Annotated in this window: 26 protein-coding genes and 4 tRNA genes; 15 read left to right on the top strand and 15 right to left on the bottom strand. The window is 67.0% G+C overall.

All coding sequences use genetic code 11. The features are described from left to right. Window positions 1-13 precede the first annotated feature (13 nt). The 4 genes from ABZW11_RS03340 to ABZW11_RS03355 all read right to left on the bottom strand — a co-directional run bounded on the left by ABZW11_RS03340 (window position 14) and on the right by ABZW11_RS03355 (window position 2,159). A complete protein-coding gene (locus ABZW11_RS03340; RefSeq protein WP_355412134.1) occupies window positions 14-145 on the bottom strand; it encodes a hypothetical protein in 132 nt (43 codons plus the stop codon). A 21-nt stretch (window positions 146-166) separates the two neighbouring features. After that, on the bottom strand, window positions 167-457 hold the full coding sequence (locus ABZW11_RS03345) for a hypothetical protein (RefSeq protein ID WP_355412136.1): 291 nt from the start codon (window positions 455-457) through the stop codon (window positions 167-169). 291 nt (window positions 458-748) lie between these two features. Beyond that, window positions 749-1,897 (bottom strand): NADAR family protein, encoded by a 1,149-nt coding sequence (locus ABZW11_RS03350; RefSeq protein ID WP_355412138.1) that lies wholly within the window; start codon window positions 1,895-1,897, stop codon window positions 749-751. After that, window positions 1,860-2,159, bottom strand: coding sequence for a hypothetical protein (locus ABZW11_RS03355; protein ID WP_355412140.1), 300 nt, complete (start codon window positions 2,157-2,159; stop codon window positions 1,860-1,862). Before ABZW11_RS03355 ends, ABZW11_RS03350 begins: the two co-directional genes overlap by 38 nt. Window positions 2,160-2,168: 9 nt before the next feature. Between ABZW11_RS03355 and ABZW11_RS03360 the strand changes: the two genes are divergently transcribed. The 5 genes from ABZW11_RS03360 to ABZW11_RS03380 all read left to right on the top strand — a co-directional run bounded on the left by ABZW11_RS03360 (window position 2,169) and on the right by ABZW11_RS03380 (window position 6,381). Continuing rightward, on the top strand, window positions 2,169-2,576 hold the full coding sequence (locus ABZW11_RS03360; protein ID WP_355412142.1) for a hypothetical protein: 408 nt from the start codon (window positions 2,169-2,171) through the stop codon (window positions 2,574-2,576). Between the two features lie 221 nt (window positions 2,577-2,797). After that, on the top strand, window positions 2,798-3,340 hold the full coding sequence (locus tag ABZW11_RS03365) for a hypothetical protein (RefSeq protein ID WP_355412144.1): 543 nt from the start codon (window positions 2,798-2,800) through the stop codon (window positions 3,338-3,340). Window positions 3,341-4,019: 679 nt separating this feature from the next. Beyond that, entirely contained in the window at window positions 4,020-5,342 is a 1,323-nt protein-coding gene (locus ABZW11_RS03370; RefSeq protein WP_355412146.1) for a LuxR C-terminal-related transcriptional regulator, read from the top strand. Window positions 5,343-5,467: 125 nt separating this feature from the next. Next, entirely contained in the window at window positions 5,468-6,196 is a 729-nt protein-coding gene (locus tag ABZW11_RS03375) for a hypothetical protein (RefSeq protein ID WP_355412148.1), read from the top strand. A gap of 17 nt (window positions 6,197-6,213) precedes the next feature. Then, a complete protein-coding gene (locus ABZW11_RS03380; protein ID WP_355412854.1) occupies window positions 6,214-6,381 on the top strand; it encodes a tyrosine-type recombinase/integrase in 168 nt (55 codons plus the stop codon). A 273-nt stretch (window positions 6,382-6,654) separates the two neighbouring features. Here the strand turns inward: ABZW11_RS03380 and ABZW11_RS03385 are convergent, their stop codons facing one another. From ABZW11_RS03385 to ABZW11_RS03405, 5 genes are all read right to left on the bottom strand, one after another. Continuing rightward, the gene (locus tag ABZW11_RS03385) at window positions 6,655-6,966 is read right to left on the bottom strand and encodes a hypothetical protein (protein ID WP_355412150.1); all 312 of its coding nucleotides are present in this window, start codon (window positions 6,964-6,966) and stop codon (window positions 6,655-6,657) included. A 207-nt stretch (window positions 6,967-7,173) separates the two neighbouring features. Next, window positions 7,174-7,250: transfer RNA gene (locus ABZW11_RS03390), tRNA-Phe, on the bottom strand. A gap of 5 nt (window positions 7,251-7,255) precedes the next feature. After that, window positions 7,256-7,330: transfer RNA gene (locus ABZW11_RS03395), tRNA-Asp, on the bottom strand. Window positions 7,331-7,420: 90 nt separating this feature from the next. Beyond that, window positions 7,421-7,493: transfer RNA gene (locus tag ABZW11_RS03400), tRNA-Glu, on the bottom strand. Then, complete coding sequence (locus tag ABZW11_RS03405) at window positions 7,494-8,999, bottom strand: metallophosphoesterase (RefSeq protein WP_355412152.1); 1,506 nt, start codon at window positions 8,997-8,999, stop codon at window positions 7,494-7,496. A gap of 96 nt (window positions 9,000-9,095) precedes the next feature. Here ABZW11_RS03405 and ABZW11_RS03410 point away from each other — a divergent pair, with 96 nt between their 5' ends. Both ABZW11_RS03410 and ABZW11_RS03415 read left to right on the top strand, forming a co-directional pair. After that, window positions 9,096-9,437: a metallopeptidase family protein gene (locus tag ABZW11_RS03410; protein ID WP_355412154.1), complete on the top strand. Its 342-nt coding sequence runs from the start codon at window positions 9,096-9,098 to the stop codon at window positions 9,435-9,437. A 110-nt stretch (window positions 9,438-9,547) separates the two neighbouring features. After that, the gene (locus tag ABZW11_RS03415; RefSeq protein ID WP_355412156.1) at window positions 9,548-10,828 is read left to right on the top strand and encodes an MFS transporter; all 1,281 of its coding nucleotides are present in this window, start codon (window positions 9,548-9,550) and stop codon (window positions 10,826-10,828) included. Here the strand turns inward: ABZW11_RS03415 and ABZW11_RS03420 are convergent, their stop codons facing one another. Next, window positions 10,829-11,116: a PspC domain-containing protein gene (locus ABZW11_RS03420; protein WP_355412157.1), complete on the bottom strand. Its 288-nt coding sequence runs from the start codon at window positions 11,114-11,116 to the stop codon at window positions 10,829-10,831. A gap of 91 nt (window positions 11,117-11,207) precedes the next feature. Here ABZW11_RS03420 and ABZW11_RS03425 point away from each other — a divergent pair, with 91 nt between their 5' ends. Both ABZW11_RS03425 and ABZW11_RS03430 read left to right on the top strand, forming a co-directional pair. Continuing rightward, the gene (locus ABZW11_RS03425) at window positions 11,208-12,362 is read left to right on the top strand and encodes an acyl-CoA dehydrogenase family protein (protein WP_355412159.1); all 1,155 of its coding nucleotides are present in this window, start codon (window positions 11,208-11,210) and stop codon (window positions 12,360-12,362) included. A gap of 49 nt (window positions 12,363-12,411) precedes the next feature. Further along, window positions 12,412-12,484 (top strand) — tRNA-Lys (locus ABZW11_RS03430). A gap of 71 nt (window positions 12,485-12,555) precedes the next feature. Here ABZW11_RS03430 and ABZW11_RS03435 read toward each other — a convergent pair. The 3 genes from ABZW11_RS03435 to ABZW11_RS03445 are packed head-to-tail and all read right to left on the bottom strand — an operon-like array spanning window position 12,556 to window position 14,857. Then, the gene (locus tag ABZW11_RS03435; RefSeq protein WP_355412161.1) at window positions 12,556-13,872 is read right to left on the bottom strand and encodes a tyrosine-type recombinase/integrase; all 1,317 of its coding nucleotides are present in this window, start codon (window positions 13,870-13,872) and stop codon (window positions 12,556-12,558) included. Next, a complete protein-coding gene (locus tag ABZW11_RS03440) occupies window positions 13,872-14,045 on the bottom strand; it encodes a helix-turn-helix domain-containing protein (protein WP_344212982.1) in 174 nt (57 codons plus the stop codon). The genes ABZW11_RS03435 and ABZW11_RS03440 overlap by 1 nt, the downstream gene beginning before the upstream one ends. Continuing rightward, window positions 14,045-14,857 (bottom strand): replication initiator, encoded by an 813-nt coding sequence (locus tag ABZW11_RS03445; protein ID WP_355412163.1) that lies wholly within the window; start codon window positions 14,855-14,857, stop codon window positions 14,045-14,047. Before ABZW11_RS03445 ends, ABZW11_RS03440 begins: the two co-directional genes overlap by 1 nt. Here ABZW11_RS03445 and ABZW11_RS03450 point away from each other — a divergent pair. The 5 genes from ABZW11_RS03450 (at window position 14,856) to ABZW11_RS03470 (ending at window position 16,450) form a co-directional block, all read left to right on the top strand. Continuing rightward, window positions 14,856-15,008 (top strand): histone-like nucleoid-structuring protein Lsr2, encoded by a 153-nt coding sequence (locus tag ABZW11_RS03450; protein ID WP_355412165.1) that lies wholly within the window; start codon window positions 14,856-14,858, stop codon window positions 15,006-15,008. The two genes, ABZW11_RS03445 and ABZW11_RS03450, sit on opposite strands and share 2 nt — an antisense overlap. Before the next feature lie 103 nt (window positions 15,009-15,111). After that, window positions 15,112-15,354: a hypothetical protein gene (locus ABZW11_RS03455; protein ID WP_355412167.1), complete on the top strand. Its 243-nt coding sequence runs from the start codon at window positions 15,112-15,114 to the stop codon at window positions 15,352-15,354. Next, on the top strand, window positions 15,351-15,557 hold the full coding sequence (locus ABZW11_RS03460; RefSeq protein WP_355412169.1) for a type II toxin-antitoxin system VapC family toxin: 207 nt from the start codon (window positions 15,351-15,353) through the stop codon (window positions 15,555-15,557). Before ABZW11_RS03455 ends, ABZW11_RS03460 begins: the two co-directional genes overlap by 4 nt. 77 nt (window positions 15,558-15,634) lie before the next feature. Then, on the top strand, window positions 15,635-15,739 hold the full coding sequence (locus ABZW11_RS03465; RefSeq protein WP_355412171.1) for a type II toxin-antitoxin system VapC family toxin: 105 nt from the start codon (window positions 15,635-15,637) through the stop codon (window positions 15,737-15,739). A 477-nt stretch (window positions 15,740-16,216) separates the two neighbouring features. Further along, a complete protein-coding gene (locus tag ABZW11_RS03470) occupies window positions 16,217-16,450 on the top strand; it encodes a hypothetical protein (protein ID WP_355412173.1) in 234 nt (77 codons plus the stop codon). A 168-nt stretch (window positions 16,451-16,618) separates the two neighbouring features. Here ABZW11_RS03470 and ABZW11_RS03475 read toward each other — a convergent pair whose 3' ends face one another. After that, window positions 16,619-16,990, bottom strand: coding sequence for a hypothetical protein (locus ABZW11_RS03475; RefSeq protein ID WP_355412175.1), 372 nt, complete (start codon window positions 16,988-16,990; stop codon window positions 16,619-16,621). A gap of 197 nt (window positions 16,991-17,187) precedes the next feature. Next, window positions 17,188-17,949 (bottom strand): TetR family transcriptional regulator, encoded by a 762-nt coding sequence (locus tag ABZW11_RS03480; RefSeq protein WP_355412176.1) that lies wholly within the window; start codon window positions 17,947-17,949, stop codon window positions 17,188-17,190. A gap of 78 nt (window positions 17,950-18,027) precedes the next feature. Here ABZW11_RS03480 and ABZW11_RS03485 point away from each other — a divergent pair, with 78 nt between their 5' ends. Beyond that, window positions 18,028-18,918, top strand: coding sequence for an alpha/beta fold hydrolase (locus ABZW11_RS03485; RefSeq protein WP_355412178.1), 891 nt, complete (start codon window positions 18,028-18,030; stop codon window positions 18,916-18,918). Window positions 18,919-18,962: the final 44 nt, after the last annotated feature.

Raw genomic sequence — 18,962 nt, forward strand, 5'->3', positions numbered from 1 at the left:
CGGGACGTGGTGGTCAATGGACTTCGCGGTGGGCCCAGATGGACCCACCGGTCACCATGACCAGCGCTATGACGATGCCGCTCACGATGAAAAGCGCCGCCTCAGCCGGTGGATCGACCAGCGGAGCAACCGCGATCGCGGTCATGGCGTCATGACGTGCGCGGTCTCAGCAGATCTTCACCTTGTCGAATGTCGCGAGCTGATGCGCCTGGCTTCTCCTCGTCTGGCCCTGCTTGATCAGCGCGCAGGAGCTGTCAGGCGCGTTCTTCCATACGAAAATGATGTTGTAGTTCCACGCGCAGTTGTTCTTCACCTTGACGTAGGGCTCCAGGGCGCTGGTGAAGCCCTTTTCGACCACCTTGAAGCAGTCCGCCGCCTGCGCGGTCTGCGCATTTCCGGAGGCCGCCCCGGAAATCAGCAGGAGCGCGGTTCCCGAGGCGACGGCCAGTGCTTTCAAGCATGCCTTCTTCATCGCGAGTCCTCTCGACTTTCGAAGATCGTCTGGCGTTGCGGCCAAGAGTAGGGGAAGGGTTCCGGATCCGCTAGGGGTGATCACGGAAGACGTTCCCTGGCCCGCCGTTCAGCTATAACCGCAGCTCAGCACCCCTGCAAACCGGCGGTTGACAATCGTGAAGACTTATTGGCAAGATCGACATCATGGTCAGGCCGGAGCGGCCGCCTCCCCATGCGAAGAGGGTCGAAAAGGAACGCACCGAGGCCGCGCGCATCGTCCAGGATGATTGACCCACTACTGAGCCGTACGAAAGCCGATGCGGTCGGCCACGAGTTCGGCGCGAACCAATTCGAGGAGCCGGCCCATCCAATTGCGTCCAGCGGAGCCGCTGGTGTCCCAGAATTCAGAATCGGCGTACTGGTATTCGATTCTTCCGTCGCCCGTGGCCAGGAGCACCTCGGCCAGCTCCGGATGCTGGGCGAACTTCGCGCGCAGCAGCTCGGCCATCACCACGAGGCGCACGTCCGGCCAGTGCGGCCGCCGTTCTGCTCCGACCGCGATGTCCCGCGCCTGCGTGGAGTTCGGTGCCGTACGGATGCGTTCGCGTGCGCCTTCGTCGTCCGTGGACAGAGCCCAGTAGGCATGCTCGACCGTCGGGTAGACGACACCGGCGATCTCGATAGAGGCGGCGAACTCATTGCGCAGCCCGTGCGTACGCGGGTACATCGGACGGCCATAGGTGAGCTTCACGGTCGGCGATCGAGCCTCGGCCGGCCCGTCGGCCTCCCGCCTCGCGATCGCGGCGGGATCCGGCCGCCGCCAGTCCGCGAAATACTCGAATGCCGCTCGCAGCCCTTCTTCGGTGACGGCGCAGTCATCGTCCAACGCCTCGCTGCCGTCCTCGAACTCGAAGAAGACGTCCTCATCCCATGTCTCGCCCACTTCGGAGGCGAGCACGCGCAGCGGAATGTCGCGGGCGTCCATGTCGCCGAGTGCGAAGATGCGAAGATGCGCCGGGATGGCCTCGTAGGCGGCGCGCAGCGCGAGCCGGTCGGCCTCCGTACGCGAATCGACGTAACGCAGCGCCGCCGCGATGCACCGATCCGTGGAATCGGGACGCCCGTTCAACCGCTCGATCGCATCGGCGACTTCCCCGAGCAGTTCCTCGGCTGTGATCCAGGCGTCGACCTCGCTGAACCGCCAGCTCACCAGCTGGTGAACGCTCGCCCGAGCGCCCTCGTCGAAAGTCGTCGCCACCCAACCGGCCTCGAGTTTCGAGCGAAGCCCGTCGAGGTCGCCCCATTCCCAGTAGTAGATGGCGCCGTCCGAGAAGACTTTCAGTTCACTCAGGTAGTAGGTATCGCCGTTCCGGATGAAAACCGGCCGGAAGACTCCCTCGATCCGTTCACCATCGACGACGCGATAGGTCCGATTCCCCATCATCCGAGCCATCGTAGGCGCCCGGACGGCACCAGAACCCGGATGGTTCCCGCAGCATCGACCGGTAGAGGCCGCTCGCGCCCCGCCAGCCGTCCGGCCGGGAGTAGACGCGGGCGAACTCGTCGAGGTCGGCGTCGGTGAACGCGCCCGGGGTCGCGGTCATGGCGGGGAACGCGTACCGGCTGAGAAACTCGCGTTCGCGCCCGGCCAGCAGCAGCTCGGGGATGCCCGGTGCGGTGAGGCGTAGTCGCTTCCATGGCGCCAACCAGAGTCGATGGACTTTCTTCGCAAGTCATCCAGCACCGGATCGAAGGTCGACTCATTTGCGGCAGCGTGCTCTGCTCACGGTCACCTTCAAAACTCTGCGCCAGGTCAGCCAGGATCCCTGGCGCATCGGAAAATCCTCCAGGCAGCGCTCGTCCTGCTGCATCACGAGCATGACCGGACCATGCCGCCATCACATAACGTGATCTTCAGTTACGGAGAACGGCTTACTCCGATGATACGGAATTTCCGCATCACCGGTTATGGCCTGAGATCAATGAATCCGGCCCTGGCCTGCACCAATCTCGACACCGTGCCAAACCAGTGGCCAACCCTGATGAGCTGCGCCTTCTTTCGCAACCGTTCGATCTGGCCGGAACCAGCCAGGTATAGCGCATTCTTCCCAGCGCATCTCTGAGTTACCCTTGACCTCAGCAGCCGGATTTGAAAACACCCTTGCAGGCTTCGTCATAAGCCGTTTCTTGTGACTGCGCACGAGGTCAGGAGTAAATAGAGCAGCGACTCTTGAAGTGGCTTACTCGCGCACATCCCGGCATGCTCGATCGATCGCGCGCTCCTGACTGGATCCCATTCAGAAACAGTCCGGCAAAAAGAAACCACTCACGCGAAGGGATCACAATGCGTTTCCGAACGCGCGCCATGCGCTTGGCCGCCCTGGTGGCCATGAACTGCGCCCTGATCGCCGCTTTCATCACCAGCCCGGCCGACGCGGACCGTACCCCGTCCACGCCGTTCTCCACTGAGAACCAGAACACCCCCTGGAAGGGCTACAAGCGCTCGTACACCGTGACTCTCGTCCGGACGGCCGTCGCGGTGCCGACGAGCGGGCAGGCTCTGCCGGCCATTATCACCTGCGGTGGGGGCATCTCCAACCCGACCGTGGTCGGCGCCCAGGTGGTCGCCACCGCCTCCGCGCAGTGCGACGCCCCCGTCGACACGATCGACCTCGCCATGACTTTCGTCGTCAACGGCACCGGACTACCCTGGCAGATCACGACGGGGAGTAACGTCTCGCAGGTGGGGAACTCCAGATCCGTCGCGTGCCCGGGAGGAAGCGCCACCTACCAGTCCCTGGGGGCCGCGCAATTCACGAAGGCCGGCTACGCGAACTCGCCGCTCGTGATGAGCGGCGGGTCCGCGACTTACACCCTCTCCTGCTGATCCCGCGAGCAGAGGTACGTCCATCCACCGCCGTCACCCGGCCCTGCTGACCCCGCGCCAACGAAACCCTGAATCGTCGGCGCCTCCAGGGACGGTCACATGGCGGCCGAACGGTCGAGGGCCTGACCGCCGTTACCAGCGATCAGGCCCTCGGCCCGCGACCACCACCCGGCGCTTCTTCCGCTACCCGAGCGAGGCAGTCGGGGCGCTCACGATGGAGCACCTGGCCGTCGCCGTCAACCCACGTCAAGGGCTCATCGCGGGCAAGCAGCTGAACCACCTGCTCGCCGGGACGCCCGGGTCCGGCGACCTGCTGGGAGCCGGCTGAAGAAGACTGGTGACGTTGCTGCCACCAGAGATCAAAAAGCCCCGAACGATGATCCGTTCGGGGCGTTCTTGCTGGTGAAGTCTTGTGGTCAGGGGCAGGGGCGAACTGCCGACCTTCCGCTTTTCAGGCGGACCGATCCTCCTGCTCGGGTGACGGAGACCGCGGTCAGAGGGTTGTGAGCGGTTGTCGAGAGATGCTCCCGTACGGGGACGTTGCTGTCACTGCTGCTGTCGCCTCAAACCTCATGCCCGGTGACAAAGCCCGACGAGGGGCCGCGACGCCCGGGCCGCCGGAGGTTAAAGTATGGCGCATGACGCCGGTTCGGCTCGTGACTGGCCGAGGGTGAGAGGCATGATCGCCATCGCCCGGTTGCCCTCCGCGGGCCGGGTCTTGGGCGGGGTCGCCGGAGGCGTCGCGGTGTCCGTCCTGCTCGCGTTCAGGCTGGCCGGCGACGGCGGGTTCGCAACCGACCCGGTGGGTGTGCTCGCGCTGGCGGCGGGAGCGATCGGCGCGGCCGTTGCCGCCACTCGGCTCGCCGGGGTGGGCAACCGGCGAGCCGGCAAGCTCGCGACCTGGCTCTGTGCCTCCCTGCTCGCCTATCTCATCCTGGCGGCCTGGGCAGTGTGGGTGGTCACGGCCAGGCACCCGACCGCCGCGCTTGTGGTTGCTGCCTGGAATTCGGCGTGGATCCCGCCGCTCGCCCTCATGCAGCTCACCGCATCCGCGGCCATCCGGACCGGCACAAGGACGCCCTGGACGCATCCAGTCCTGGCCGCGCTGATCGGCACGGTCACGCTCGCCAACGCGCTGCTGACGACGGCGAGCGAACCGTTCAGCGGCCTGCCGACCATCGCGCCGGAGTCCTGGCGGACGGTGATCGAGCCGGTGGGCGCCTTCGCCACGCTGCTCGGCATCCTTGCCCTCCTGCTCGTCCCGGTGACGCTGTGGCGTGCCGCGCTCGGCTCGGAGGGATCCGCCCGCGCGCGGATCGGGGTCGCCGCGGCCGGGGCCACCGCCGCGCCGCTCACTGTCTGCTTCTGCCTCCTGCTTGCCATTGCCCGTGACCCCGGCGCCGTCGAGCCGTCGCTGGGCTCGGTCGCATTCCTCGTCGCGCTCGCTGGAGCCTCGGCGTTCAGCGCCGCCTGCGCGCTGATCGCCGCACGCGGCGGCGTCGAGCGTCGCCAGGTGGCGATCGTCGTGCGCGGCACCGGGTTCGCCGGCGCGGCCCTGGCCGTGATGGGGACCGGGACCATCATCGCGGCCCCCGGTCTCCGGCTCGGCGCGACCTCGGTCGCGTTCCTCATCGCGGCCGTGACGGTCGTCGTCGGCGGCGGCGCCTGGGCCGGAACTGGACGGCTCGCCCGGGTCCTGGCCCTGCAGGTCCCGCAGGCCCCGCAGGCCCTGAACGACAAGGGTGTCGCGGTGCCGGCCGGAGAAATACCGGTCACCGGCCTGACCCCACGCGAGGCCGAGGTGCTCGCCGTCCTGGCCGAGGGCGCGAGCAACGCCGGGATCGCGACCCAGCTCGTGGTGTCCGAGCGCACGGTCGACGCCCACCTGCGCGCGATCTTCGCAAAGCTCGGCCTCACGCCCCACGCCGAGACGAACCGTCGCGTGCAGGCCACGAGGATCTGGCTGGATCACGCCGCCGCGAATCGGGGCAACCGGGGCTAGCACGGCCGACTGAGCTGGCCTTTCCCGAAGATAGGTGCTGAGGCCGATGCCCGCACGAGGCCCCTGCGATGACGCTGAGGAACAGCGCGAGCCGCGCTGACACCGATCGAAGGAGACATACGACCGTGACTGCATCCGAACTCCCCGGCGCCGTGATCCCCCCGGCCGCCGCAGCTGCCGAGCCGGTTCTGACCCGCTCGGCCCCGCAGCGCGTCGCCCTCGTCGGACTCTTCGTCCTGCTGCTGGTTTCGCTGGCTGGACGGACCGGATTCGCGTTCTGGGAGCCGCCGTTCGACGGCACGGTCCGGTACGACGACGTGCGCGCGCTGGGCGGCGCGTACTGGCCGATGAACCTGTACCTCGGGGGTCCTGGGTATGCAGTCTCCTGGGTCGCCAGCGCGGTCTTCATCGTGCTGCTCGCCCGAGGCAGGGCCGGCGTGCTGAACCTGGTCGGCGCCCTGCTGGCCGGGATCGGCGGGATCCTCTTCGCCCTCACGATCACCGCCGAGGTGCTGCCGTTCGCGTACGCGGCCGACCCCGCGGTACTGCCCGAGGCCGAGGGCCGGCAACTCTTCGACGTCCTGAACGCACATCTCGACCGGCTCCTGCCGGCGATCATCGGCACCCAGATCGCCATCGCGCTCGGTGTGCTGCTCGCGCTCATCGGGACGCTGATCTCGAAGACGGCGCCGCGCCGCTTGTCGATCACGGGCATCGCATACGTTGTCGTGTTCGTCGGGCTGCCGACCGAGTCACTCGGCGCTGTGGTCGTCGCTGTCGGGTACCTGCTCCAGGTCGCGCTCGTCGCCGCGATCGGCTGGTTCGGGCTTCGCGCCGGACTCGGCAGGCAGTGATGGGCGGCGGGACCCCGATGGAGCCGGACACCCTCCGGCGGAGTTGGGGAGCGATCCGCAGTGCCGCCGGTCTCGGCGACATGCGCTTCCACGACCTCCGCCACACCTGCGTGACGCTCCTGCTCAACCTCGGCGTCCCGCCCCAGGTCGTCCGCGAATCGTCGGCCATAGTGACATCGAGGTGACCATGACCATCTACGCCCACGCCTCCCTCGGCGACAAACGCAACGCTCTGCGGAAACTCGGAGATGCCTTGGGCTGACCCGAACTCGGCACTTCTCGGAGGCCACCGCCCATCGGGTTGGTGGCCTCCGCTGCTGCTCCAGACCCTTGGCGATGTGAGAGATCGTTGGAGGCACTGCTTCACTGTCGACGTGGCCCAAGCTCTTGACCTCGTCGCCCGATTCGCCATGAGCGGCCGACTCGGACCTTTGCACTGCGGCATGCCCTTGCAGGAGCTAGAAGCTCTGATCGGGCCATTCCACGACCGCCTGCACGACTCCAAGCCTCGCCGATGGCGGCCCCGGCTCTACCTCTGGGATGACCTTGAGATCCTGATCTGCCATGGGCTTGTGATCGATATCGGAGTACCCCTGTGGCGGGAAACGGTTGCCCTCCCCACCGCGTTGTCCGGCTGGCGGCGTGCCGTCTCCATTCGGCTCAACCAGCCAGACGTCCTCGACGCCCTGGACACAGCTGGATGCGATGGGGAAGAAGCCCCTGGCATCGTCGTAGATGACGAGGCCCGCGGTATTCGAACCCGCCAACATGATGTCTGCCTAGTCTTCGGGCCCGAGCGTCATTCAAGAGCTAAGCGTCTGCACAAGATCTACAAGTCGGACCACCGGGTAGACCAGAACGATCACTCGCCACGGCAAGGGCTGACCACCCGATGAAGCGACGGGGGACGTTGCTGTCAGTAGAGATCAAAAAGCCCCGAACGATGATCCGTTCGGGGCGTTTCTGCTGTTCAAAGCTGGTGGTCAGGGGCAGGGTCGAACTGCCGACCTTCCGCTTTTCAGGCGGACGCTCATACCAACTGAGCTACCTGACCCAGAGCGGTCCTGACGGGACTTGAACCCGCGACCTCCACCTTGACAGGGTGGCGAGCACTCCAAACTGCTCTACAGGACCTTGCGTTTCTTGCTGTTTGCGCTCGCTTAGCTTACCAGCTCTTCGGTGGTCTTGAGACCAGCCGTTTCGCGGTGCGCTAGGCGCTCGCAGTGCCCCCAACGGGATTCGAACCCGTGCCGCCGCCTTGAAAGGGCGGTGTCCTAGGCCGCTAGACGATGGGGGCTCAGGATTCCCTGTCGCCTTCCGTCGGAGACCTCTGAAGCATAGGGGACGATTGCCCCTGATGCCAAAGTGGCGGACCGGCGGTCGACGACCCGGTGCCTGTGATCGTTCCCGTTGGCGACGGGGCGTTCGTTGGCTCCGGGGAAATCATACGTTGCGGGTCGGGCTCCACGTGACGCTGGATGTACACCGACTGCTCGCCGAGGCCGCCGAGCGTGATGTCGTCCCAGGCCCGCAGGCGTCTGGTCTCCTTGTCGAAGTACAGGACGGACGCCTGGACGGGGGTGGGCTGGGCGTGTTCGAGCGCGCGCAGGCCGGCCCCGCCGGTGGAACCCTGGATGAGGATGCGGGTGCCGGTCGGGAGCATGTTCGTGCGGCGGGCGTGGGTGTGCCCGGACAGGATCATGGGGGTGAGGCCGGAGAAGCCGCGGGCGACGTCGGGGTCGTGTACGGCGATCAGGTCGGGTTTGCCCACCTTGCCGAGGTGGGCGCGGGCGAATTCGCCGAGTGCCTGGGGGTTCGAGTAGGCGTCGGTGGTCTTGTCCGGGGTGAAGCGGGGGTCGCCCAGGCCGTAGATGGTCAGGCCGGCGACCTTCTTGCTGCTGTCGTCGAGGACGATGGCGTTCTTCTGCTTGGCCACGGCCTTCTGGGTCGTCATCGAGTCGTGGTTGCCGCGTACGTACACGTACGGGACCTTCAGCCCGCTGATCTCGTCCACGAACTTGTTCTCCGCCTTGGTGCCGTGGTCGGAGATGTCGCCGGTGTCGATGATCATGTCGACGGCGAACTGGTCCTTGAGCGAGCGGATGACGTTCCAGGCGATGGGGTTGATGTGGATGTCGCTGACGTGCAGGACCCTGATGGTCTTGGGGTCGGCCTCGTACAGCGGCAGGGTGGAGACCGTTTCGTAGAGCTTCGAGACGTTCGTCACGAGTTTGGTGAGCTGCGACCGGTACGACTCGAAACGCGTCACGATCGACTCCGCGCTGCCGACCAGCGACGGCGCCGCGGCCACCAGACCCGAGTAGCGCGGCTCCACGAGCGAGTTGGGGCGGAACGTGAGGACCGCCAGCGCCCCCGTGGCGGAAAGGGCCACAGAGGCCGCCAGAAGGCCCGTCAGGGCCAGTCTGGGGCGCCGGTGGACGAGCAGGACGGCGACGAGGGCCCCTGCCCCCGCACACAGCAGCGAGCGGACGAGGAGGGCGCGCACGCCGTCGAGGAGGTCCTCCTCGATGATCCCGGGCAGGCGGTCGGCCAGCCGCGGGTCCTCGATGAGGGCCTTGGCGCGTTCCTGGTCGATGTTCTCGAGCGTGATGCGCAGCCGCAGGGGCGCGCTGTGGGTGTGGAAGGTGAGGGTGCCGAGCGGGCTGGCGTCCACGACGGTCTCGCCGTGCCAGGCCGGACGCAGGGACATCCCGGTCTCCACCGGGCCCACCTGCGTGGTCACGGTGCCGCTGAGGAAGATCCCGAGCCACGCGCCCACCGCGGCCACGAAGAGGACGACCACGGCCTTTGCGGCTCGTGACCGGAGAATGGCCTTTGACCTCTGCACGAACTTCATACAGATTCTTGCTTACCCGAACGACGGGGCAGAATGGCAAGTGTGATCGAGGTATCGCGGCAGAGATTCGAGGAACTCGTGGCCGAGGCATTGGACACGATTCCCCCCGACCTCACCCGTGCCATGAGCAACGTCGTCGTCACCGTCGTCGATGATGCGCCTGAGCCTGATCTGCTCGGCCTGTACACCGGGGTCCCCCTCACCGAACGCGGCGACTGGTACTCAGCGGTTCTGCCCGACCGGATAGAGATCTACCGCAACCCGATATGTGAGATTTGCGACTCGGAACAGGACGTGATCGACGAGGTCCGCATCACGGTCATCCATGAGGTGGGGCATCACTTCGGCATCGATGACGCCCGCCTTCACGAATTGGGCTGGTAACCCTTTGCTTTTGGTTGGCTGCTTCCGGTTGCGGCCGACGGGCTCGGTCGGGCACCTTAGGTGACATAGCGAACACCCTGAGTCAGGCACAGCGGAGTCCAATGGGGGCCATGCGGGCGCGACGGCACCCGGGACGGCATCGCCGTGCCGGAGAAGCAGCACAAGTCACATATCGGGAAGTCATCGCCATCCGGGAGTTCCGCTCCCTCTGGTACGGCCAGGGTCTGTCGCTTCTCGGCGACCAGCTCGCCCAGGTCGCGCTCGCCGTGCTCGTCTTCGACCGCACCGGCTCCCCGCTCGCCACCGCCGCCGTTTACGCGCTGACCTACCTGCCCTCCATCGTCGGCGGGCCGCTGCTGGCCGGGCTGGCCGACCGGTTCGCGCGCCGCGGCGTCATGCTGACCTGCGACCTCATCAGGGCGGCGCTGGTGGCCGTGATGGCGGTGCCGGGGGTGCCGTTCTGGGCGCTGTGCGCGCTGGTGTTCCTGGTGGTGCTGCTCAGTGCCCCCTTCTCGGCCGCGCGGGCGGCGCTGCTGCCCGAGGTGCTCGAAGGCGACGCGTACGTCATCGGCTCGGCGTTGCAGAACATGACGAACCAGGCCGTACAGATGCTCGGTTTCGCGGCCGGCGGAGCGCTCATCGCCGGCATGGGCCCCTACCGCGCGCTGGCCCTCGACGCGGCCACCTTCCTCGGCTCCGCGCTGATCATCGTCTCCGGCGTCCGGCGGCGTCCCGCCCCCCACACCGACGGCGCCAAGCCGTCCATGTGGCACATGACCGCGAGCGGCGCCCGGCTGGTGTTCGGATCGCGGCGGTTGCGGACGCTCGTACTGTTCGCCTGGTTGTGCGGCTTCTACATCCTGCCCGAGGGCATCGCCGCCCCCTACGCGGCCCGGCTCGCCACCGACGACCTGCCCGCACCCGTGATCACCGGGCTGCTCATGGCCGCCATGCCCGCGGGAACGGTCGTGGGGGCGTTCCTTTTCAGCAGGTTCGTCTCACCTGCGCGGCGGCTGCGGCTCATGGGGTGGATGGCCATCCTGAGCTGCGCGCCGCTCATCATCACCGCGATCAAGCCGCCGCTGGCCGTCGTGCTCGTCGCGTGGGTTCTGTCAGGGATCGGCGGGGCGTACCAGCTCGCCGCCAATGCCGCTTTCGTGCAACACGTACCGGCCGAACGTCGCGGCCAGGCGTTCGGCCTCGTGCAGTCGGGGCTGATGGCCGTCCAGGGGGTGGGGATCCTGGTGGGCGGGTTCGCCGCTGAGAGACTCGGCCCTGAGCCTGTGGTCGCCATGGCGGGGGTCGCCGGGGTGGTCAGCGCCGCCGCGCTCTCCCTGGTGTGGGCCGAGTCCCGTGGCAAGGGCCGGGTACGCGCCCAGGCCGCCGCCTGATCACGGCTGCGGCTTGTGCTCGCCGCTCCAGTCGGTCGTCGTCCTGCTCTGCTGCTGCTTGGCGATGAGGTCCTGGACGATCGAGGTGTCGTGCTCCTCGTCCGGCATGAGCAGCCAGCCGATCGCGTAGACGCCGACGCCGAGCCCGCCGAACAGCGTCGCGATAGCGAGGCCGATCCGCACGAGGTTCGCGTCGATCCCGACGTACTCGCCGATGCCCGAGCAGACGCCCGCGATGATCCGGCCCTTGTGAGTCCTGCGCAGCTTCTTGACGTTGTATTCGCTCATGCCTCAAGACTGCCCGGCGCCCTGGTGTTCGCACATCAGGATTGCCCCTGGTAGAACCCTGGTAGTCCCCTATGCGAGGAGAGGACCCGCGATGGACGACCTGCTGCGCCTGGACGACGAGCTCGACGCCGACCAGCGGCTGATCCGCGACACCGTCAGGTCCTTCGTCGCCGACCGCGTCCTCCCGCACGTCGGAGACTGGTTCGAGGAGGCCGTCTTCCCCGCGCGCGAGCTCGCGCCAGAGCTCGGCTCGCTCGGCCTGCTCGGCATGCACCTCCAGGGGTACGGCTGCGCCGGCACCGACGCCACCTCCTACGGCGTCGCCTGCCGCGAGCTCGAAGCCGGCGACTCGGGGCTGCGCTCGTTCGTGTCCGTGCAGGGCTCGCTCGCCATGTTCCCCATCTGGAAGTACGGCTCCGACGAGCAGAAGGAGGAATGGCTGCCGCGCATGGCCGCCGGTCAGGCCATCGGCTGCTTCGGCCTGACCGAGCCCGACCACGGCTCCGACCCGGCCGGCATGCGCACGTACGCGAAGAAGGACGGCTCCGACTGGATACTCAACGGCTCCAAGATGTGGATCACCAACGGCTCCGTCGCGGACGTGGCGGTCGTCTGGGCGCAGACCGACGACGGCGTACGCGGCTTCGTCGTCCCCGCCGGCACCCCCGGCTTCAGCGCCCCTGAGATCCACAAGAAGATGTCCCTGAGGGCGTCCGTCACCTCCTCCCTCTACTTCGACGACGTACGCCTGCCCGCCTCCGCCGTCCTGCCCGGCGTCACCGGCCTGCGCGGCCCGCTCTCCTGCCTGTCGGAGGCCCGGTACGGCATCGTCTGGGGCGTCACCGGCGCTGCCCGCGCCTGCCTCGAGGCCGCCACCGAATACGCCAAGACCCGCGTCCAGTTCGGCAAGCCGATCGGCGCGTTCCAGCTCACCCAGGAGAAACTCGCCTGGATGTACGTCGGGCTCGCCCAGGCCGGCCTCACCGCACTCCACCTCGGCCGCCTCAAGGACGCCGGCACCCTGGAGCCCCGGCAGATCAGCTTCGGCAAGCTGGCGAACGTACGCGCCGCCCTCGACATCGCCCGCCAGGCCCGCTCCATCCTGGGCGGCAACGGGATCACCCTGGAGTACCCTGTGATCAGGCACATGAACAACCTGGAAAGCGTGCTGACCTACGAAGGCACCCAGGAGGTCCACACCCTGGTGCTGGGAGAGGCGCTGACCGGGCTGGCGGCTTACCGGTGATGGTGGCGTCGCGGACAGCGCGGTAATCTCTGTACCCTTGCTGTTGCTAGGGGCGTTAGCTCAATTGGCAGAGCTGCGGACTTTTAATCCGTAGGTTCCGGGTTCGAGCCCCGGGCGCCCTACCTCAACGACCTGGGCGGACTCCCTGATCTCCATGATCCGGAAGCCCGCCCAGTTGCATTTTCAGTTGCAGTTATCCCCAGAGCGCCCGGCCCATGCGGGCTGCTGCTTCGGTCGAGAGCGTGGCCGTGATGTGGGTGTAGCGCTTCGTCGTGGTCAGTTGTGAGTGGCCGAGGATTTCCTGAACGACGCTGATGTCCACGCCCTGCTCTATCAAGAGCGTCGCGGCCGTATGGCGAGCGTCGTGGACGCGGGCGTCTTTGTCCACTTCGGCCAGGCGCAGAAGTTCTTTCCATTCGTCCCAGTCCTGGCCGGCGTCTATGGGGCGCCCGTCCGGGTGACACCAGACGAGGTCATAGTCCTGCCACCGCTCCCCCACCGCCTCTTTCTCACCCCGCTGGGCTTGCTGGTGGAGTTCGAGCAGCGGGATCAGCGGAGGTGGAATCATGATCGTTCGCTCGCTCTTGCCCTTCGGCTTCACGAAGGTCCAGCCGCCGACACGTTCGGGGCAGGAGGGCGCGTGCTTGGTGCAGTCCGGAGCGCAGTAACTCTGCCCTGGCTTGTTGCACACGTGCTTGCGGCCTGAGGTGCGCTTGGCCTTGGGGCAGTCCTTCGGGCACGGGTAGCGGTGGAGTCGTTCGCCGCACACGTGCGGGTCTTTACAGCCATGGCGATAGCGCTGGTGCTTGATCTGCCAGAAGACGCGGATGACACCTCGCTTGAGGTCCACGTACTTCCAGCGCAACCCGAGGGCTTCACATTGCCGAAGACCCAGCGCGAGCGCCACGGACCACCGGGTGCCGTTCCTCCGGCTGTCGGCCACGTCGAGGACATCGCGGGCTTCGTCGGCGTCGAGAGGTTCGATCTCCACGTCCTCGGCGGCAGGTGCGTCGATCGGGGTGCAGACGTTGCGGGCGACCTTCTCCCGCCGTACTGCGATCTTGAGGGCGCGGGGGAGGATCCGGTGGATCTGCACGATGGTGTTCTGGGCGAGGCCCTGCTGTGCGAGATAGGCGTAGAAGGCGTCCAGGTGTTCCGGGCGCAGCCGGTCAAGGCGGTGAGCACCGAGGCGGGGGATGATCCAATGCTCGGTTTTAGGCCGGTAGGTGCTCTCCAAGGTGCGGTCGCTCACCTTGAGAGGAGCGATCTCGTCGAGGTAGGTACGCATCCACTCGGCGACCGTGGGCGTGAGCCCCGGTTTGTCGGACTTACCGGAGTCGCGCTTACGCTCCAGCTCGCGAACCTTTTTGGTCACCTCGGCTTCGGTGTCGCCGACGCGATGGCGGCGGTCGGGCATGCCGTCGTCCTTGACCCCCATGGTCACGTAGCCGTGCCACTTGCCGTCCTTCCCCAGAAAGATCGAAGAGCGACCGTTGGGCTTGCGCGCCATCACGCCGCCTCCAGCTCTCGCGCGAAGTCCAGCAGGGCGGCAGCAGGAATCAGGCGGTAGCCGTCGCGCTTGATGGATCGCAGCTCGCCGGTCTTGATGAGCCTGAAGATCGCCGTACGGCTCATCCCCAGGACCGTCGCCGCGTCGTTTGGCCGGTAGAAGAGTCTTTCCATCAGGCCGCCCTCCCTTCAGTTGCCGAAAGATCTTGTCCGTCTGCTCTGGCTTGGAGTTCGGCCATGTGAGCGCGCCAGCGTTGCCGCTCGCGGATGGACCGCAGGAGCCGGACGGCTAGAGGGGCGACGTTGGCGTCTCCGGCCGGGACGGGCTTCCAGACGTAGCGGTGTGGGTGGGTGGGCTGGTCGGTCTGGCCGAGGGCTTCCAGGACCCAGGTGCGGCGGTCTTGCTTGTGTTCGGTCAGGGTTTTGTTGCTCCACTTGCGGGAGACCAGGACGCAGCGTCCGGCGTAGCCGAGGTGTTCGGGCTTGTGGGCCTTGGAGCGGCACCGGCCGGGGGCCATCCCGGCTTTGGCGTTTTTGGGTTGGATGCCGTAGCGGAGCCAGTTCGGGCAGGTGGGTGAGCAGGGTTCGTAGCGCAGGGCATCGACGAAGCGGGACGCGTGCTCCTGCTGGGCTTGGCTGTCCAGGCCGTCGCCAAGGCTCTTGGTCAGGTACTTGGACAGGTAGCGGATGCACTGGTCGGCGTCCTTGGTGCCCGCGAGCACGCCTTTGACGTCCACCTGCTCGCCGAAGCGGATCACGTGCAGGGGTTCGGCGTCCTCGTCGGTGTCCAAGTCGTCGAGGGCTTCGTCCCAGGTGGGCAGAACCTCTCCGGTGTCGGGGGCGAGGTAGCCGGCCCCGTCCTGCCAGACCGGCAGGTGCTCGCCCTCGAAGACCACGCGATCGACGGAGGGCCACCAGACCTGGTGGTAAGTGGCCGCCGCGATCTGCTTGATCTCCGCTCGTGGGAGCGTTCCACGGACGGCCATGCAGCCAAGCGACCAGCAGCCGACCCCATCGCGCGTGCGCGCATGGGCTCGTGAACAAGGATTGCCGGTCGCCAACCGCGGCAGACTCCGCCCCGAGATCTGGAAAGCCTGGCATGTCGCCGCCGGCACCATGCCAGGGGAGAATGCCTGACTGCTAAAACCGCAGGACGCTGGCCATCGGCCAAAGTGAAGCTCGGCCACCAGTTACGCTGGAGGTGCAACTCAGGCACCGCGACAGAGGGAGTCGAGCGACGGTGAGTGTGGACCTCGAACACGAACCCCTGCATGACCTCGCCCGCCGGGTCATCCGACTGGCCGAGGAAACCCAGCACGCCGCTCAAGTGCTCGAACGCCGTCTGGATGCGCTGGAACGCCGCGAAGCCGCCGGCAGAGCCGAGCGTATCTTGAGCATCGCCGCCGACATGCGAACCCACCTCGGTCGGGACCGACTGTCCGTTGAAGATCTGTACGACCCGGACACCGGCCTTCCCGCATGATCATCGATTCCAGCGCCATCATTGCCGTCATCAACGGCGAGCCCGAGGCCACCCAATTCGCCCACGCCATCGCCACAACCGTATGTCGCATCTCGGCCGTCAACTACGTCGAAGCGGCCATCGTGGCGGACAACCGCAGTGAGGCCATGCGCAACGCCTTCGACACACTCGTTGACGAGATGGCCTCATCATCGAGCCGGTAACACCCCATCAGGCGAGGATCGCGCGCCAGGCTTACCGGACCTACGGCAAGGGCAACAATGCCAAGGCCAAGCTCAACATGGGCGACTGCTTCGCCTATGCTCGCGCCAAAGACCTCGACCAGCCCCTGCTCTTCAAAGGCGAGGACTTCCCGCACACCGACATCACCCCCGCACAACCCTGACAGTAGAGAATGACATCCCTCCCGTGGTTGCTCATCGGATGCTCGTCGGCACCTGACACGGCATACCACCGGGCGGCATCTCCGAACATTCAAACGCCGGCAACCGATGACATCGCGATACAAGAGGACACGATTCGGTAGTGGACGGCATTGACAACTGCGACTTTCAATCCGTAGGTTCCGGGTTCGAGCCCCGGGCGCCCTACCACTCCACACCCTATCTGAACTGGGGTTTCTCGAGTTTCGGGGGCCTTGCGCGAGGCCGAGACACACCATTGATTGCTCGCTGGTTGCTCTTCGACACGGTTCCGGCACATGACCCGACCGGCCGCAGGTGGGCCTGTTTTGCCAGGACAGAGCCACAAGATTGCGCCTGCCGAGAATTCCATCCGTGCAGATCAAGCGGCGTGGGAGTATTCGTGGAGGATTCCGCCGAGCCGGTCGCGTCGGCGGACGCTTCGGCCGGCAGGTCCGGGCATGCTGCCGTTTCACGATCTCGCGGTGCCAGCGCAGGATGGTGTCCGAGCGGACGACAAGCCGGAGCCGGCGCAAGACTGCGCGGGGAAGCGAGGTCAGAAGTGCCGCCAGGAAGAGGCGGTCTTCGGGGGTGAATCTCACCCGTACATCGGTGCCGAGCTGTCGTTGCAGGACCATGACCTGGTGACGCAGAGCGAGAATCTCGACATCCTTGTCACGATCGCTCATCGGTAGTAACCGCAAGGCGGCGAAGGCGATCGTGACGGTCAGAAAGGCCAGACGAAGAAGCGCGAACGATCATCATGCCGCACCGGTGCTCCTCCACGGACGGGTAGACCGTCCATGCCATCTGCGGGCTCCGCGAGGCCATGACCTGCCCGGACAGGATTGTCGGCAGACGCACTAGACGCAGGACGAGGGCGCGGATGGAACGGACGGTTGGCGGACGCCCGCGTCGCTTCGGCACGCAGGCACGAGCATGACGCCGTTGCCCGAGATCGCGGTGGTGTGCCACCGCATGACGGTATCGGGCCGGACGAGGAGTCGCAGATGACGCAGGACGTCACGGGGTAGCGGTGCCAGGAGAGCGGCGAGGAAGGCTCGATCCTCGGACGCGAACCGCGCCCTGGCGCCGACGCCGAGTTGCCGTTCGAGGATGGTGATCTGGTGACGCAGGGCGAGAATCTCGATGTCCTTGTCCCGATGGCCCATCGGCAGCAGCCGCACCGCCGCGAAGGTGTTCGTGACAGCGAGATAAGCCAGGTGAAGGAGCACGACCGGTCATCCTGCCGCACTGACTCCTCTATATGAGCCGAAGCCTGCCTCCGAGAGGAGCACTACAAGGCCGTGACCTGGACGGACGGAATTATCGGCAGGCGCAGAGACGGTGCAGCCGGAGTGAGCGACCGAGCTGATGCGGGCCTACTACTGATCCGAATGTTCTCAGTCTCATAATCAAAATCTCACAATCTTTAGATTTTGAGATGGCGGTAGACGGTCGCCCGGGAGACGCCGAACCGGGCGGCGATCTCCTCGGCGCCGTGGCCCTCGGCGTACAGGGAACGGGCCTGGGCGGCCTGCTCCTCGCTGAGGATGGCGCGCCGCCCGCCGTTACGGCCCCGCGCACGCCCGCGCGCCCCGCCCCCGTCCCCGGCCCTGTTCCCGCTCCCGCTTTCGCTCCCGGGCGCAGGCGACGGCACTGGCGCTGGGGGCGCGTTCAGCAGCGCCCTGGCGCCGTCCAGGATCAGGCGGCGCAGCCGTTCGGGCGGCTCGTCGCGGAACAGCAGCACAGGATCGGCCAGCCCCGCCACCACCTGGCAGGCCCGCACCCGCTCCTCGATCCCGCGCGACGGCCCGGCCACCAGCTCGTTGGCCAGCGCGATCGCGGTGCGGAACCGGTCGGCGATCGGCGCCTGCACCAGCAGCGTCATGTCCTTGACCAGCATGGTGAGCGTGTGGCGGTGCCGCAGGTGCACCTCGACGTAGCCCTCGATCGCCCGCCACCGCACCTCCTCGGCGCTCGTGCCGCGCTCGGCCCTGGCCAGCACCTCCTCCAGCTCGTCCAGCAACGGCACCGTGATCCGGTGGAGGAGCTCCTCCTTGGAGTCGAAGTGGTAGTAGAGGGCGGGCTTGGTGATGCCCACCTCGTCGGCGATGGCCTGCATGGTGGTCGCCCGGTAGCCGCGGGCGGCGAACAGGACGCGCGCCGCCTCCAGAATCCGCTCGGCAGTCAAGAGGTCTCACTTACCAATAGTCAGTTTTTTCGCTAACGTGCTTACCGGAAGTCAGTCTATTGCCACGGGGAGATCTGCATGCGATCCAAAGTGTCCTTCACCGTTGACGGCGTCCGGTGCGCCGGATACCTCTATCTGCCCGCCGAAGCGAGCCCGGCGCCGTGCGTGGTGCTCTGTCACGGCTTCAGCGGGACGATGGACCGGCTCTTCGACTACGGCGAGCGCTTCGCCGCCGCAGGGTTCGCAGCCTTGGTCTTCGACTACCGGAGCTTCGGCGAGAGCGACGGCGAGCCGCGCCAGGTTCCCGACATCCGCGGCCAGCTCGCCGATGTTCGCGCCGCCGTGGACTTCGTCCGGGGGCACGAGCGGGTCGACCCCGGCAAGGTGCTGCTGTGGGGCAACTCGCTGGGCGGCGCCCACGTGATCACCGTGGCCGCGGACGACCCCCGCATTGCGGCCGTGGTGTCGCAGATCCCGTTCAACGGTTTCCCGAAGAAGGTCGAGGGACGGTCAACCGGTGAGACGTTGAAGGTACTGGGCGCGATCTTCTGGGACGCGCTGCGGGGCAGGCTGGGCCTGCGGCCGTACTACATCCCCATGGTGGGACGGCCGGGAGAGCTCGCCGTGACCGCGACCCCCGAGGCTGACCAGCACATCCAGACCCTGACCGGCGGCGAACAACAGACGTCGTGGCGCAACAGCGTCGCCCCCAGAGGGCTGCTGCAGATGATGCGTTACCACCCCGCCGAGTCCGCGGCCCGCCTGACCTGTCCCCTGCTGGTGTGCGTTGCCGCCGACGACCGGGAGACACCGCCGGAGAGCAACCGGGAGCTGGCCGAACGCGCCTCGGACGGCGAGCTGCGCGTCTACCCCGGCACCCACTTCACCTTCTACACCGACCCCGCGTTGCGCGACCGCGTGGTCGCCGACCAGGTCGCCTTCTACCGCCGGGCCTGCGCGATGGTGTGACGGAAGCCGCTCGGAGTAGGACGCCTGGTGCCGGCGCGCCCTTG

Source organism: Nonomuraea sp. NPDC004580 (assembly GCF_040609855.1).
GTDB lineage: Bacteria > Actinomycetota > Actinomycetes > Streptosporangiales > Streptosporangiaceae > Nonomuraea > Nonomuraea salmonea.